The sequence below is a fragment of the bacterium 336/3 genome, assembly GCA_001281695.1.
Classification (GTDB): domain Bacteria; phylum Bacteroidota; class Bacteroidia; order Cytophagales; family Thermonemataceae; genus Raineya.
The window spans coordinates 38,599-55,805 of sequence record LJIE01000002.1; the positions used below are offsets into that span (position 1 = coordinate 38,599).

Below are 17,207 nucleotides of genomic sequence, written 5' to 3' on the forward strand. Positions count from 1 at the left end.
CTATAATATAATTTTTGCAATATATAGTTAGTTTTTTTAATTCTGAAAAAACTAAAAAATATTTTTTTATTCAATGACTCTATCTATTGCATGTATTACGCCATTTTTAGCAGGAACATCAGCAACCACTACTTTTGCATCACCAATTGTTATGTTATCACCATTTACAATTACCTTTAATTTTTTACCTTGTAAAGTAGTAATTTCAGGTGTTTTTTGAAGACTTGCAACATCAAATTTTCCTTTTATAATATGTCCTTTTACAAAACTTGCTCCTTGTTTAAGTAGTTGAGTCATTTTTGCTTCACCTAATTGCTCTATTGCTTTGTTGTTGGGTACTAATATAGTATAGGTATCTTCTTTACCGAGCATTTCAGATACATTTGTATTGAGATAAGACGCAAATAAAGAAAAATTTTCGTTTGTATTGAGCATGTCTAAAAGTGTAGGTGTTTCTTGAGCGTTTTCAACAGGTTTTTGCTTCTGAAGAACTTTTGTAGAATCTTGCTCCGTAGCCAGCCCATTTGTTTTTTCTTCTTTACTTCCACAAGAAAGGATAAATGTGGAAATAAAAATCAAATAAATAAGTTTGTGGTACATTTCTATGTATATTTTTTAGATTAAAAACAAAACTTTAGCAAGTTATATAAAATTTGTATAATTTTTGTGCTTTATTTCTCAAAACTTTTACAATGCCTTATTTGTTAAAATATGGCAAAACAACCACTTATGAAACTATTCTTTTTTTTCTTATGGGGATTTCCCTTTTTTTGTTTGGGGCAATATCAATTTCAATTTGATAAAAATCATCAAATTGAGCAAGGTGGCTCAGCAATTCAAAACCCTTGGGCAGGTGGTTTAAACTCTCCTCAGATTTCTACCATAGACTTAAATTTAGATGGGACATTGGATCTATTTGTTTATGACCGCACCAATCAGAAGGTTTATACTTTTATAGCCCATTCTTTTTTGAAAAAGTATATTTATCAGCCAGAGTATGAGAACCTATTTCCTGATTTTAATGGTGCTGGTTGGGTGTTGTTATATGACTATAATAATGACAACAAAAAGGATATTTTTGCTGGCTATAACTTTGGTGTTCAAGCTTATAAAAACACTTCCGTTTCTATTTTGAGTTTTACTAAACAATATGAATTGTTAGAAACAGAAAGTGTTGGTATTCCTTTTAAATATAATCTTTCAATTTTCAGTACAGATATACCTGCATTCCAAGATATAGACGCAGATGGCGATTTAGATGTTCTTTTTTTAGATTTTCATAATGGACAAATGGAATTGCATCTAAATAGAAGTAAAGAAAGATATGGTAATACTGATTTTTTAGAATTTGAACGTATTAATTATTGTTGGGGCGATTTTTTAATTCAAGAGATTAATTGTGATGATATTGTTTTTAATATTGCTTGTCCTTTCAATAATCTAAAATTAAGTGATGGAAGGCAAAAAATAAACCATACAGGAGCTTCTGTATTACTTTCAGATATTAATGGTGATGGTTTGCAAGATTTACTAGTTTCTGGGGTCAGTTGCAATAAAATCTATGTGATGATTAATCAAGGAACAAATAAAGGAGCTGTCTTTAGAGATTTTACAAGCCAATATCCTGCTTCTTTTCCAATTAATTTAGGGGTCTTTACTGCTCTCTACTCTGAAGATGTAACATTTGATGGTAAAAAAGATTTGATAGCAACTTCTAATTTATACGAAAATGAAAATAATTTAGGAGATTTTAGTCAATCTGTTTGGCTCTACAACAATGTTGGTAGCAACAGTATTCCTCAATGGAACTTTTTACAAAAAAACTTTCTACAAAGCGAAATGATTGATATTGGGCAAGGAGCTTCCCCAAGTTTTGTAGATATAGATGGAGATTCAGACCTTGATTTATTTATTGGCAACGAATTCTTTTTCAGTAAACAAAATCCTAACAAATCAACTGTAAAGTTTTATAGAAATAATGGAAATGCCAATCAAGCTCTATTTACTTTGGAGAATGAAGATTTTATGGAGTTATCCAAATATAAGTTTTTAGAAATTCAGCCACAATGGAAGGACTTAAATAATGATGGTAGCCTTGATTTTGGATTGATCACCACCGATTCTACAAATAAAAAAACAACTTTTTACTTTTTTTCTAATCAATCTCCTAAAAACAGAGCTGTTCAATTAAATTCACAAATTCTTCCGTTTCCTATTGCTTTGGAGAAAGGTGATAGACCTTATTTTTATGATATAGATGCAGATGGCGATTTGGATATATTCAATACCAAACCTTTGGGAAATATCGTTTTGTTGGAAAATAACAAAGGTAGTTATGTAGAAAAAAACACAAATGTTTTAAATATTCAAATTTCAGCATTAGGGAGAAATCCAAGCATCACGATTGCTGATTTTGACTTGGACAGGAAGGATGATTTAGCTTTCATTAATAATGTAGGTTTTTTGGAAATTTACTCAGATATAAAGAGTAATTATAATACGAGTCTTTTACCTCAAAGAGATATTATAAAAACTTCTTTAATATCAAGCCAATCAAAACATTTTTTTGGTTCTTTTTCTAAAATATCCAACACTGACCTAAATGGAGATAAAAAGCCAGATATAATTATTGGTTCACATACAGGAGGTATTCAAATTTTATCAAATACTATTGCCAAAGAAATATTACCTTTACCTGAACAAACGGATTTAATATTAAAACCTAATCCTACTCGAAATTATATATATATTCAACCACTTGGTATAGGAGATATTAATATTTATAGTTATACAGGACAAATTCTTTTTTCTTCAAGAATCGAAAGTGATAAAGAATTTGTTGTAAATGTAGAAACATGGGCATCGGGTTTATATATTGTTCGTTTCAAAGATTTAACAGGTGTTAATAAAACTGCAAAATTTGTAAAAATCAACAACTAATTTATTGTGTTCTATGAAAATTATTCTAAAATATAGCTCTATCCTTGCATTTTTATTGCTGATGCTTCCCTTTTCAGGGTATGCAACTCACTTGCAAGCAGGGCAAATAACCCTTACACGCCTCGACCCTGTTCAGCTTACTTACAGAATTACTCTAATTGTTTACAGAGACAAAGTAAATTTATTTGGAAATGGAAACACTGCAGAATTGGCAGAAACTGCAAACATTGTAATTTATGATAATAATAATAGAGAAATTACAAGGCTTACAGCCCCTCTTACCAATTTAAATGATTTAAACTCTGATGTACAACAAGGTACTTATGTAATTAATTATACATTTGCTGGAGCTGGAGCTTTCAAGATAACTTTTGCAGAAAGTTATCGAAATGGTTGTATTGTAAATATGACATCTCCTGATGGCACAGATTTATATGTTGAAAGTCAAATTATTATCAACTCTTTCTTAGGAGTAAATAACTCCCCTATTTTACTTGCTGCACCCATTGATTATGCTGGGTTAGGACAAAAATTTTTACATAACCCTGCTGCTTATGATCCTGACGGAGATAGTTTAGCTTTTAAATTAGTTACTCCTCAAAGTGCCTTAAATACAAATGTTCGTAATTATAGAGATTTAGTAAATTTTTTAGGGCAAGCAGAAGGTGGTGGGCCAGGCTCCGTAAGTATTAGTCCAACACAAGGAACTCTTACTTGGAATACGCCTAACTCTATTGGCTGTTTCAATGTAGCTATTAGGGTAGAAGAATGGCGTAAAAACTCAACTGGTAGATATGTTTTTTTAGGTTATGTAGTAAGGGATATGCAGATTATTGTGAGAAACTCTAATAATCGAAGACCAATTCTTACTTTACCTAACAACCTTTGTGTTGCTGCCAATGAAACTATTGCTACACAAATTTCAGCTTCAGACCCTGATTTACATTGTGTCAAAATAGAAGCTACTGGACAAATGTTTGATGCTAATTCTCCTGCTCCAAGGGCTTTTCTTACTACAAGTAATGGCAGTAATTACACAGGAAATTGTTTAGCATCACCTGCAAATATTACTTTAAATTGGACTCCTTCTTGCGATTATATCAGACAACGTCCTTATCAAATTATTTTTAAAGCTACAGACGGGCCTCCTCCTGTAATAGGTCCAAGTTTGGTAGATATTAAGGTTTTAGAAATTACTGTTGTTGGACCTAAACCTCAAAACTTACAAGCTGTTGCAGATAATACCAATGATGTCATTAATTTAAGTTGGAATCCTTATATCTGTGCTAGTAAAGCACGAGATATGATTATTTGGAGAAGAGACGGATGTCCTACAAATAATCCAGCAGTTTGTGATGTAGGTGCACCAGATGGACAAGGTTATTATGAAATAGGTAGAGTTCCTATTGGGACAACCAATTTTGTAGATAGAACTGCAAAAATCGGGGCTGTTTATTCTTATCGTGTTTCTGCTACTTTCCCTCCTCCTCAAGGTGGTGAAAGTTATGCTTCGGATGAATCTTGTGTAGCATTAGTGATTGATGTTCCTATATTTACTAAAGTAGATGTAACAGAAACTTCTACCACAACAGGCAAAGTACGAGTAGAATTTATTCAGCCTTTTGAATTTCCTTTAGGCAAACCATCTGACCCTTTTGGATATAAAGTTTATAGGGCTGAAGGTATCAATCCTGCTAGTAAAGTGGGCAATTATGCAGAAGTTTTTAGTTTACTCAACAAAAACTCTAATGATACAGATATTATTGGATTTACAGATAATAATCTCAACACCACTGAAAAGCAATATCATTATCGAATAGCATTTTTCTCTAATGCAACCAATGAGGGTAGCAAAGTATTTCGAGATTCTTCGGATGCTGCCTCTACTGTTCGTTTAGATTTAGAATATGCTTCCAGTTGTTTACGCCTTCTTTGGAAATATGATGTTCCTTGGGGAAACAGAGGCTATAATCATGATATTTTCAGAAGTACAAGCAACCCTAATGGTTTTAGTGATATAGGAGATTATTTTGTAAGCTTTCAGAGTAGTGGTTTGTTTGATGATGGTACTGTTTTACAACAAATAAACTATTTCTACTATACTACTACACGAGGTTGGTATTTTAACAATGCCATTAGTGCAAGATACCCAAGTTTAGCTGTACCTTTAGTAAATAATTCTCAAATAGATAATGACAGCCCAAAAGATGTCATTAAGCCATGTCCTCCTATTTTGAGCATTAATCCTATAGATTGTAATAATTTTACACAAACAGAGCCTTACACCAATTTTATCAGTTGGATAAATGACCCTGAAGGAAATACTAATCCTACTTCTTGTGGTAATGTTGGAGATGGGTGTGAATTTGAACCCAATAATATAGCTTTCTTCAAAGTGTATTATAAACCTACATTACAAGCTCAATATACTTTCATTGGACAAGTATCTGGCTCTACATTCAGTTTTGAACATACAGGTTTAATTTCTTTGGCAGGTTGTTATGCTGTAAGTGCTGTAGACAAAGCAGGAAATGAAGGCGATTTAAGCAATGAGGTTTGTGTAGATAATTGTATCAAATTTGAATTGCCAAATGTTTTTACCCCAAATGGAGACAATGTAAATGATGTATTCAAACCTTTTGAACCAGTAAGATTTGTAGAAAGAATAGAATTTGAGGTTTACAATCGTTGGGGCAAGAAAGTTTTTGAGCGAAGCAACGATATTAGAATCAATTGGGCTGGGAATGTAGCCAATACAGTAGAAGATGTAGCGAATTCTGCATTACCAGCAGGTACATATTATTATGTTGCAAAAGTTCGATTCTTCCGATTAGATACATCCAACGCCGAAAAGGTTTATAAAGGTTGGGTACAAATCATGAAATAAAAATAAAAGGCAAGGTTTTCTTGCCTTTTATGCTTTTTGATATGTATTTTGTAATTCTCTTATAGAATTTCAAACATTCAATGTCTTCACTTCGCAGATTAGCCTCAGATACAGTTTGGTATGGTGTAAGTAATATTATTAGCCGTTTTGCCAATTATTTAGTTACACCTATTCATACAAAAATATTTTTACCCAAAGAATATGCTATCATTGGGGATTTGTATATTTATGTTACTTTTTTGAATGTAATTTTCACTTTTGGTACTGAAACCTCTTACTTCAGGTATGCCAATGATATGGATGAAAAGAAGATTTATAATCAGAATTTCACTTCATTACTACTTTATAGTTTTTTACTCTCAGGGATAATTATAGCCTTTTCTACACCTATTACAGAGTTTTTAGGTTATCCTAATAAAGAGAAGTACATTTTATATTTGGGTATTTTAATGGCTGTAGACACACTTTTGAGTCTGCCATTTGCTCGTGTAAGACAACTCAAAAAGAATAAACTTTTCGCTTTTGCAAAAATATTTAATATAGGAGTATATTTATTTTTAAATATTTTCTTTTTATGGTTTTGCAATGATATCTCCCAAGGAAAATACTTAAACTTCCTCCAACCACTAATCACACCCTGGTTTGATACAAAAGATTTGATAGGTTATGTATTTTTATCTCAGCTATTAGCCAATATTCCTTTATTTTGGCTTTTAAGAAAAGAGGTATTTAACTACTCATTTGTTTGGGATAAGGCTTTAGTAAAAAAAATATTTATATATAGTTATCCTATAGCCATATTAGGTTTGGCGGGGACACTTAATTCAGTAGCAGATAGATTTTTTATCAAGAACTATTTACCCAGTCATTTTGGAAATAGAGAACATCTTTTAGGAATTTATTTTGCTTGTATCAAGTTTTCAGTTTTTATTTTAGTCCTTATTCAAGGTTATCGTTTTGCAGCAGAACCTTTCTTTTTCTCCAAAGCTAAAGATAAAAATGCTCCAGAATTGCTTGCTAAAGCTATGGAGTATTTTGTGATTGTTGCCTGTTTTTCTGTATTGGCAGTTAGTTTGAATATAGATTGGCTTAAATTTTTATTATTAGGGAAAAGAGAGTATGATGCAGGTTTAGTCATTGTTCCTACATTTTTATTTGCCAATGTACTTTTAGGCGTTTATTATAATTTAACTGCTTGGTTTAAAATCAGTGACAAAACTTATTATGGAACATATATTTCTATTATTGGTGCTATCATTACTATTATTGGCAATTTAGGTTTACTACCAGTTTTTGGAATATTAGGTTCATCTATTGCTAGCCTTATTACATATAGTTCTATGGCTTTTCTATGCTATTATTGGGGACAAAAATTTTACCCTATTCCCTATAATTTAGTAAAGATATCAGGTTATATTTTATTTTCTACTATTTTAGTTTGGGTAGCAAGCCAAATAGTATTTGAAAATTTATGGACTGGTTTCTTCTTCAAAAACATACTTAATATTATATTTTTGGCCGTTGTTTTTTTCTTTGAAAAAAAGACATTGATGCCTTTTATCAACAAAATTAGAGGTAGAGTTTCTTTGTAAAAAAATTATTACTATTTTTGCGGAAAATTATAATTCACTATTATTCATTATATTATGGCAAAGGCATCTGATGTTTCAAGAGGAAATTTTATTCGTTATGATGGAGAATTGATGCAAGTTGTGGAAGTATTACACCGTACACCTGGCAACTTGAGAGCATTCTACCAAATGAAATTAAGAAATATTAAAAATGGTAAATTGGCAGAAAATCGTTTCCGCCCTGACGAAACTGTAGAGATTGTTCGTGTAGAATTAAAAGAAATGATGTATTCATACAGAGAAGGGAAAAGTCTTGTTTGTATGGATAACGAAACTTTTGAACAAGCGTATATTGATGAAGTAGCTTTTGGAGAAGGTCTGCAATTTTTGAAAGAAGGTATTGTAGTGAAGGTAAGCTTTGATGATACTAATAATGCTATTTCTGTAGAATTACCTGCATCCGTTGAACTTCTAGTTACTTATGCTGAACCTGGTGTAAAAGGAGATACAGCTACCAAAACACTCAAACCTGCAACCTTAGAAACAGGTGCAACTATTAGTGTTCCTTTATTTGTAAATGAGGGAGAACTTATAAAAGTAAATACCACCACAGGTGAATACATGGAAAGAGTAAAATAATTTGAAAAAAACCTTGCACTTGCAAGGTTTTTGCTTTTAGTAAGAATATTTATTAAATTTGATTTGTGTTCATTTATTTAACTAACTTCTTTTCAAGTATGAAAAAAATTATCTTATCAGTATGTTTTTTATTAGTATCTGTATTAGGATATTCACAAAAAGCAGAAGATGTATATCAAGAAGCTTTAGCACGTCTACAAGCTAAAGAATATAAAGAGGCTATTGAAAAGTTAGATTTAGCAATTACTATTAATCCTAAATATCAAGATGCTTATTTACAAAGAGGTTTTGCTAAGAAAGCTCTTTTACAATATCAAGGAGCTTTGAATGATTTTACCAAGGTTGTAGAACTTAACCCTTCACTTACAGAAGCTTACTACGAAAGAAGTAGCCTTTATATGCAAATTGGAAAAGAAACTGAGGCTTTACAAGATTTACACAAAGTAAATCAACTTGATTCTACACATGTACATGCTTATGTAGATAGAGGTAATATTTATAAATCCAAAGATGGTAAATTAGCTATTAAAGAGTATGAAAAGGCTATCAAAGTTAATCCTAAGCATGAAGCTGCTTATTATCATCTAGCTTCATACCATTACAATATTGAACAATATGCAAAAGCTACTAGTGAGTTAAAAAGATTATTAGTTGTTAACCCTAAACATGCAGGAGCATATTCTTTAAAAGGAGAAATTGAATTAACTCAAAAAAAGTATAAAGAGGCCCTTGTTGATTTAAACAAATCTATTGAGATTGACAATACAGTGGGTAGTACATTTACATTTAGAGGTATAGCTCATATTCATTTAGGGCAAAAGAAATTAGCTTGTGAAGACTGGAAAAAAGCCCAAGAGTTGGGAGATGTAGAATGTGAAGAATATTTAGAAAAACACTGCAAATAGTAAAAGCCCAGTTAATAACTGGGCTTTATTTTTTTATAACAGATTTTATACTTTCAATGACAAAGCTAATTTCCTCCTGACTCATTGGAACATATAATGGTATAATAATACTCTTATCACATAAATCCTCTGAGATGGGCAATTTTTCTGTTGAATACCCCTTATAAGCTGTTTCTCTATGTGATGTCATCACTCCTGAACGAGTTGCTATTCCCATATCCAAAAGTTTTTGCATTAACTCATCTCTCAAAATAGGTGTATTTTCTTTGAGATACATAGAATATGACTGATAGTTAGAAAAATATCCTTCTTGTTCAATAGGCAACATAAAAAAATCTATGTCTTTAAATGCCTCATGGTATTGCATCGCTATTTTTCTGCGTTCTTCTACAATCCAATCAAGTTTTTCAAGTTGCTTAATTCCTACAGCAGCCTGAATATCAGTCATTCTATAATTATAACCCAGTTCTAAATGATCTGTAATAATTACTTTTGTAGATTCATGACGAACTCTGTCATTTATAGCCATTCCATGCTGACGAAGCAACTTTAATCTTTCATAGAAGTCTTCTCTTGAGGTAGTTATCATTCCTCCATCTCCAGTTGTAATTACTTTTCGAGGGTGAAAAGAAAAACAGACTAAATCAGAATAATAACCAATTTTATGCCCTTTATAGCTTGAACCAGCAGCACAAGCAGCATCTTCTATCAAAGCTATATTTTGTTCCTTACATAGACTTGTAAAAGCCTCTATATCAGCAGGCATACCTATTTGATGAACAATTAAGATTGCTTTTGTTTTAGATGTAATTTTATTTTTTACATCCTCTATATCAAGATTATATGCTTGATTCACTTCTGCAAAAACAGCTCTTGCACCCATATAACGAATGCAATTAGCTGTAGCAATGTAGGATAGTGATGGACAAATCACCTCATCTCCTTCTTGTACACCAGCTACAATCATAGCCAAATGTAAACCTGTAGTACAGTTAGAAACAGCCACAGCATATTTAGAGCCTACATAAGTTGCAAATTTTTCTTCAAATTCAGCAACTTTAGGTCCTTGAGTAACCCATCCTGTCAAGATGGTATCATAAGCATATTGTGCTTCTTCTTTATCTAAATAAGGTTTTGCAACAGGTATTTTCATAGCTTTAGTTTTTCCAATTTTCAACTTTTACTTCTTGTATAAGATTTTTTTGTTGCATGAGATTTTGATAATATTCTACTGTTTCTTTCAAACCTTCTTTAAAAGTATAGGAAGATTTAAATTTTGTGATTTCGTAGAATTTCTTGGCATCTACCCACAAACGAGGAACATCAGCAGGACGGTCAGGTAGATACTCTATACCTAATTTTTCTTTATTCATGGTTTTGAGTAAGCCTTCCAATAAAAATTTCATAGTATATTCAACACCAGTACCAATATTAATAGTTTCTCCGTTTAAAATAATTCCTTTATCTGACTGTTGTATTTTTAGTAATTCAAATAGAGCTTTGGCTGTGTCTTTTACATAGAAAAAGTCTCTTGTGATACTTCCATCTCCAAAAATCATAGGTTGTTCATTGTATAAAACTCTCACAATACTTCTTGGAAGTATTTCTCCTGCATCTCCTTCATAATGAGCTCTTGGCCCATAATTATTGAATATTCTTAAAACTGTACCTTTCAATCCATAACATTCATTATAGGCATGAACATAGTGTTCGCCAACCAATTTGCTTGCTCCATATACTGTTAAAGGAGCTGTAGGTGCTTGTTCTGTGATAGGAAATTGCTTTGTTTTCCCATAAATTTCAGAAGTAGAAATATAGAAAAAGTGCTTAACGTTCACTTTTTTGGATGCTTCTAAAATGTTCAATGTACCTTCTGCATTGACTCTGTGGTTTTCGAAAGGGCTATGAATAGAATGTCTTACTCCTAAACAAGCTAAGTGAAATACATAATCTATTTCTTGTAAAACAGCATCACAAGTGTTTTTATCTAAAATATCTCCTTTGATAAATTCAAAGCTTTGATTTTTTTGAGCCTCTTCAAGATTATCTAATTTTCCATTAACAAGATTATCTAGTACTCTTACAGAAAATCCTTCCTTTAATAATTTATCTACCAAATGAGAGCCTATAAAACCAGCCCCTCCAGTAACCAATATTTTCATATTTTATTTTGATTTATTTCAACAATTTCATCTATAATAAAAATAGGTCTTTTTCTGCTTGCATCCAAAGTTCGCCATAAATATTCAGCAATAATCCCAAGTGATATATTAGTAATTCCAAAACCAATCATGAGAATAGAAGTTAATGCTGTCCAGCCTTCTTTTATATCATCCAATATCAACTTTCTGGTTATCAAATATATAGCAAATAAAATACCAACAACAAATAAAATTATACCCACAACACTCACTAATCTAATAGGGAAAAAGGAAAATGCGACGAATGAATCTACTAGTAATTTTATTTTTTTATTGAGCGTCCATTTTGACTTTCCTGCTTTTCTAGGTTGTTTTTGATATTGAATAGTGGTTTGTTTGAAGCCAAGTGTGAGTATTTGCAAGAAAATAGAAGAATTGGATTCTATATTCTGATTGAGTTGTTTTTGGATTTTTTGGCTAAACATTACTATATCAAAACCATTTTCAGGAAAATTTTTCACAGCAAAACGTTGCATTAATCTTGCATAAAATCCTGAAAACCAATTTTGTTTTTCATTTCTTACAGCCCATACAATTTCTTTATTATCTTTCTGAATTTCTTCATATAACTGATTTATTAGCTCCAAAGGATCTTGTAAATCGGCGTACATAAAAGTAATGTATGTGCCTTTTGCGTGAAAAATACCAGCTCTAAGAGCTGCATGAGAGCCATAATTTTGCGATAACTTTATAATTTTTGCTTCAAAATAGTTCATAGAAGCACTTTTTAATAGCTCAAAGGAATTATCTTTTGAGCCATCATCAATAAAAATCACTTCTATTTTTTTTTTGCTATTCGTTTTACAAAACGCTATCAAAGAGTCTATTAAGAAAGGGATATTTTCTGATTCATTCAGAAAAGGAATTAATATGGAAATATCAATGTTCATACTATTTCTTTGGCTGGATTGCCCACAATTTTTTTATGAGTACCAAAACTATTTATTACATTTGCTCCCAAGCCTATCATAGTTTTTTCTCCAATGATAGTATTATTTATAATATTTGTTCCACTTCCTATATAGCAACTCTCACCAATATCACAAAAACCAGCAATTACAACATTTGAGCCTATGCATGTATAATTTCCAATTTTTGTATCATGGTGAATTACACTGTTAGGCAAGATAACTACATTATCTCCTATTTGGGCGTTATGGGTAATTACTACTCCTGCCATAATCAAGCAATTGTTACCAACTTTTGCATATTTAGAAATTTGAGCCGTTGGATGAATAATATTCATAAACCTTTCTTGAGGCAAATTTAGACTTTGAATAATTTCCTTTCGTTTTTGAAAATTATTCGGACTACCTACACAAGCAAGAACTTTCGCCATAGAAAAATTGAGGAATGCTTTTCTATCAAATATTTGAAAATCAAGATAAGTATTTCCTATTTTCTCTGGATTGTCATCTACAAACCCTAAGACTTCAAATCTATCATCCAAGCAATCCAAAGCCTCCATACTATTGCCTCCAAATGGAAATAGTAAAATTTGCGTTTTCATTAATATTGATTTATTTTTTCAATAATGTAGTTTACTTCTTCATTTGTAAGTTCTGCATACATCGGCAACGACAAACAATGTTCTGCCAAATATTCAGCATTAGGGCAATCTCCTTTTTTATATCCTAAATGAGCATAAGCCTTTTGTAAATGACAAGGTACAGGATAGTGCATACCAGGAAATATACCTTGTTCGTTTAAGAATTTTTGCAAATTATCTCTGTTTTCAGTTGTAATTACAAATAAATGATAAACAGAATCCGCAAAATCAGGCTGGGCTTGCATTTTAATTTTTGCGTTTGTAACCCCTTTCTGATACATCTTAGCAATTTCTTTTCTCCGATTATTCCAATTATCTAAGTATTGTAATTTTACACTTAAAACAGCTCCTTCTATTCCTCCCATTCTCATATTATATCCTATTTGATCATGATAATAACGTACTATCGAACCATGATTTCTAAGACTTTGCAAGTGTTTAAAGTATTTTTCGTTATTAGTCGTAATACCTCCACCTTCTCCATAAGTACCTAAATTTTTACCAGGGTAAAAGCTAAAACATGCCATTTCACCAAATTGACCAATTCTTTTACCTTTATAATAAGCTCCATGAGCCTGAGCAGCATCTTCGATTAAAAACAAATTATGTTTTTCACATATTTTTTTTACTGCATCTATATCAAATGGTTGTCCATATAGATGAACTCCTGCTATTGCTTTTGTTTTAGTGGTTATTTTTTTTTCTATTTGTGTCGTATCTATTTCCCATGTATCAGGGTTACAATCTACAAAAACAGGAGTAGCATTAGCGTAAGAAACACCCCAAGCTGTTGCTACAAATGTATTTGCTGGCACTATTACTTCATCTCCTTCTCCTATACCCAATGCCAACATAGCTAAGTGTAATGCAGATGTACCATTATTAACAGCTACAGAGTAGTTAGTTTCACAATATTTTGCAAAACTACCTTCAAACTCATCAACATATTTTCCTCCAGAAAAAGCCGTATCATTAAGTACTTGTTCTATTTTTGGTAGAACTTCTTCTTTAATTTGATTATATTGTTTTTTAAGGTCTAAAAATTGGATTTTCATATATTTAATTAAATTACATCATTTATTTCTATTGAGTTTTTAAGACTATAAACTTTTCTTGTGTATTTTCATCCACAATTATAGTTTTTATATCTTTTATCAAAAAATCTATATCTGCAAACTTAGAAGCAACAATATAGTTTATTTTATAATCTTTAATAAATTTTTTTCTCGCCTCAATAACATCTTTATCCTTTATTCTCTTAAAATATTTATCAAAGCATGACACTTCTATCATTCTGCTGACAAATTTATCATTTTTATTAGGTATATCATGAACAGATAAGCAGATTGTATTAAAATTATTGGCAACATACTTAAGGTTTGCTCCCAATACTGAAACATTGGTATTTACAGAAAATTTATGGTTAATATAATAATTAGTGTTTTCAGGTTTATAATCATCTACCCCAAATAAAGAAGCCCCTATAGGATTCAGGGGGGTTATTTTTTATATAACTCTGAATATCATTCAAATACCTTTCACTATAAAATTGTTCAGGATATTTGTTAAAATTAGTTTGGAAGATACATAATCCAATAGTCGTAAAAAAGATAATATACCCCCATTTGTTCGCCTTTTCAAGTGATAACAGGTATAAAAAGTTTATCGTAAAAACCACATTGAGACAAACAATTCCTATATTTTGAAACAACTAAACAGAATCTATCATGGGATTAAACAAAGCCCAACAACATCGAGCAGATGCTACAATCAAAAATAAAGGTAGACATATAGGACTCAAGGCTATATACAATTGTTTAAAAGTTACCTTTTTAATATATACAACGAATATCATAAATATAAAAAAAGGCAGGCTCAACAACATAATTTGCAAAAATGTTCCTCCTACTATATTAATACCTGTTTTTATATAAAATTTTATACTATTGATTGGCTCATAATGAATATTTTGAGATGAATCACCTGTGAGTTGATAGAATAAAATGATTAGCCCAAAGAGTATAAAGGGCAATAAAACTAGTTTCAATATTTCTTTTTTCTTATCCTTTTCTAAAAGGCTTATAACCAACAAAATAACTACTACACTCATTAAAATAGCTGGTGCTACTGTAAAATAAGCTATTGGTATAAGGAGTAGGTTGAGAATACCTTTGTGAATATTTTTTTGTAAAAAAAGTACAGAAGTATAAATTATTGCAATGTATAAGAATGCTATTTTGGGCATTGAAAACCCATTATTGGAAAAAAATTCTATTCCAGAAAGAAATTTAATGGTAATAATAAATTTAAGAAATATACACAAGACTCCTACAAATAAGTCTAATATATTGATATTTTTTTTGAAGTGTTCTATCAATGATATAAATCCGTATGCTATAATGCTTAATAAAAAAGCATTGATTACTATTTCTTGTAAAAAAATGCTTTTTTGTCCAGTAATTTTTATCAGAAAAGCAACTAACCATTCATTAAAATAATGGTATGGTGTTGTTTTATGATAATCTTCTGAAATTAAGTTCTGTACTTGCCAAATATTTTCTTTACCTATTAACGCTAAATACTCACTAATTCTTGCATAACTTATATAATCAACATTTGGAATAGACTTGGGGATTTTTCCTGTAAAATCTCCAAATAAAATATAATATTGAAAGAAATAAAAAAATGAGAATATAGACAATATTAAAAATATACTTTTGAATAATCTCCCATTCTTTAAACTATTATATATTGATACTTGATTAAAAACAATACTTTTTTTGAAGATTATTACATATAACCTCAATAAAATAGGTACAAGAACAAATACCGTTTTAAAGTTTGTTTGATAGATAGCAAATACACATACAACAAGAAATATTCCTATATAGAAATCAGAAAATACTTTTTGATAAGGTTGGTTATCTTCTTTATTAAAAGCATAACTTGCAAGCCAGCCCAATACATACACAAAAAATGTGAAAAGGATATAAACGAGATAGTAGTTTAGTAGCATAGTTCTTTAACTATTTTTATTATTCTATTTTGTAATCATACAGATTTATAAGTTTGATATTAAGTATTTACATTATTTTTTGTTTTATACTTTATTAATTTATCCATAAAGTATATTGTTCCTATCATTAAAATAGGATACGAAGGTATCCAGAATCTCCATTCTGCCAGTTTTATAAAGAAACAAAATAAAATCAAGATATAAATAGGTATTGCAATAAACGTATAGTTTTTATAGTTATTTACACCATATATCAACCCCATGAAACCAAAAACTAAAGTACCATAATATAATAAAGATTGACCAATTTTTATTATCATTTGATATGATTCATAACATTTAAACCATTGATTAACAGGCAAATAGTATGATCCACTATGAAATATTAAATCTTTTACTCGCCTCAAAGAAGATAACAGATAATAATTTAATGGCTTTTCTTTTTGATAATTAGCACTTAATTTATCAAATTCTTGAGCTAGCTTTATATCTTCTTTTTCAGTATAATTTTGATTTAATTCTATCATTCTTTGTTTTAAGACAGATAATTCTTTTGTGGTATATGCCTCTGTCAAGGCATAAGAAGGAAATACATATTCTTTTGTATACTTATCTTCATGAAGGAAATAATAACTTGGAGCTTTTGTTTCCCAAAACACTGTATTTCCTCCCCAACATTTTATAAAGTTGTTCATAGCCTGATGGCTTTGGGATAACCAATATCCTCCAGTAGTATCTTCTTGGAAAGGCACAATTTTTTTATAAACAATATAATTTCTAACAATCCACGGAGATAACATAATTAAGAGTGGTAAACTCACATAAACAGATTTTTGCAAAACTATTTTATATTTCTTATCATATCTTATAAACTCTATACCCAGTAATACAAACAGTAAAACAAAATAGGGTTTTAACAAACATAAGAAACTCAAAAACAGCCCTGATAGATATAAATACTTGTTTATTCGGCTACTTAAATAGGAATAATAATTATAAATAAAAAATATCAGAAGACTTACTGAATAACTTTCTGGAAGTAGATAAAATGACCATGATGTAGTATTTAGGCTTACCAACATGGCTAATATACTCAAAACAAAAAATATTTTTTTTTGTATAATTTGAAGTATCAATAAAGCCAATACCACAATACTCAAACTTTCTAATAAAATCTGGGTAATAATTACCAAATCAGCACTTACAGACTTATCAAAGAACAACCTGAACACATAGTAGGGAATACCATAATATGGCATTCTTCCTGCGTATATTTTTGTTTTTTGTGTAGGATGTTGGTTATAAAAAAAGTACTCTCCTGTTGTCCTATAATTTTCTATGGCTCCTATATAGGAAAATGTATCCCCTCCTATAATAGAAAGTTCTCCTGCTTTCAAATCTGGACTATTACATATAGTTAGTTTTTGAAGATAATAGACTGTACCCAACTTTATGATAAACACGAAAAGAGATACTAATAGTAACTTTTTTCTACTCAT

General features: G+C 30.4%; 14 protein-coding genes. 5 read left to right on the plus strand and 9 right to left on the minus strand.

The window, feature by feature from the left end:
* Positions 1 to 66 precede the first annotated feature (66 nt).
* A complete protein-coding gene (locus AD998_19425; protein ID KOY84623.1) occupies positions 67 to 600 on the minus strand; it encodes a hypothetical protein in 534 nt (177 codons plus the stop codon).
* 111 nt (positions 601 to 711) lie between these two features.
* On the opposite strand from AD998_19425, the gene AD998_19430 reads away from it, so the two are divergent.
* The 5 genes from AD998_19430 (at position 712) to AD998_19450 (ending at position 8,942) form a co-directional block, all read left to right on the plus strand.
* Positions 712 to 2,940 carry a hypothetical protein gene (locus tag AD998_19430; GenBank protein KOY84624.1) on the plus strand — a complete coding sequence of 743 codons (2,229 nt, stop codon included), beginning with the start codon at positions 712 to 714 and terminating at the stop codon, positions 2,938 to 2,940.
* Positions 2,941 to 2,953: 13 nt separating this feature from the next.
* Positions 2,954 to 5,827 (plus strand): hypothetical protein, encoded by a 2,874-nt coding sequence (locus AD998_19435; GenBank protein ID KOY84625.1) that lies wholly within the window; start codon positions 2,954 to 2,956, stop codon positions 5,825 to 5,827.
* 80 nt (positions 5,828 to 5,907) lie between these two features.
* Positions 5,908 to 7,419 carry a hypothetical protein gene (locus AD998_19440; GenBank protein ID KOY84626.1) on the plus strand — a complete coding sequence of 504 codons (1,512 nt, stop codon included), beginning with the start codon at positions 5,908 to 5,910 and terminating at the stop codon, positions 7,417 to 7,419.
* A 54-nt stretch (positions 7,420 to 7,473) separates the two neighbouring features.
* Positions 7,474 to 8,037 carry an elongation factor P gene (locus AD998_19445; protein ID KOY84627.1) on the plus strand — a complete coding sequence of 188 codons (564 nt, stop codon included), beginning with the start codon at positions 7,474 to 7,476 and terminating at the stop codon, positions 8,035 to 8,037.
* A gap of 98 nt (positions 8,038 to 8,135) precedes the next feature.
* Positions 8,136 to 8,942 (plus strand): hypothetical protein, encoded by an 807-nt coding sequence (locus AD998_19450; GenBank protein ID KOY84628.1) that lies wholly within the window; start codon positions 8,136 to 8,138, stop codon positions 8,940 to 8,942.
* 25 nt (positions 8,943 to 8,967) lie between these two features.
* Here the strand turns inward: AD998_19450 and AD998_19455 are convergent, their stop codons facing one another.
* From AD998_19455 to AD998_19490, 8 genes are all read right to left on the minus strand, one after another.
* Complete coding sequence (locus tag AD998_19455) at positions 8,968 to 10,095, minus strand: aminotransferase DegT (GenBank protein KOY84736.1); 1,128 nt, start codon at positions 10,093 to 10,095, stop codon at positions 8,968 to 8,970.
* 4 nt (positions 10,096 to 10,099) lie between these two features.
* Entirely contained in the window at positions 10,100 to 11,104 is a 1,005-nt protein-coding gene (locus tag AD998_19460; GenBank protein ID KOY84629.1) for a 3-beta hydroxysteroid dehydrogenase, read from the minus strand.
* Positions 11,101 to 12,033, minus strand: coding sequence for a glycosyl transferase family 2 (locus tag AD998_19465; protein ID KOY84630.1), 933 nt, complete (start codon positions 12,031 to 12,033; stop codon positions 11,101 to 11,103). Before AD998_19465 ends, AD998_19460 begins: the two co-directional genes overlap by 4 nt.
* Entirely contained in the window at positions 12,030 to 12,653 is a 624-nt protein-coding gene (locus AD998_19470) for an acetyltransferase (protein KOY84631.1), read from the minus strand. Before AD998_19470 ends, AD998_19465 begins: the two co-directional genes overlap by 4 nt.
* A complete protein-coding gene (locus AD998_19475; protein ID KOY84632.1) occupies positions 12,653 to 13,747 on the minus strand; it encodes an erythromycin biosynthesis sensory transduction protein eryC1 in 1,095 nt (364 codons plus the stop codon). Before AD998_19475 ends, AD998_19470 begins: the two co-directional genes overlap by 1 nt.
* A 28-nt stretch (positions 13,748 to 13,775) precedes the next feature.
* A complete protein-coding gene (locus AD998_19480) occupies positions 13,776 to 13,985 on the minus strand; it encodes a hypothetical protein (protein KOY84633.1) in 210 nt (69 codons plus the stop codon).
* A gap of 418 nt (positions 13,986 to 14,403) precedes the next feature.
* Entirely contained in the window at positions 14,404 to 15,708 is a 1,305-nt protein-coding gene (locus tag AD998_19485; GenBank protein KOY84634.1) for a hypothetical protein, read from the minus strand.
* A 59-nt stretch (positions 15,709 to 15,767) separates the two neighbouring features.
* A complete protein-coding gene (locus tag AD998_19490; protein KOY84635.1) occupies positions 15,768 to 17,207 on the minus strand; it encodes a hypothetical protein in 1,440 nt (479 codons plus the stop codon).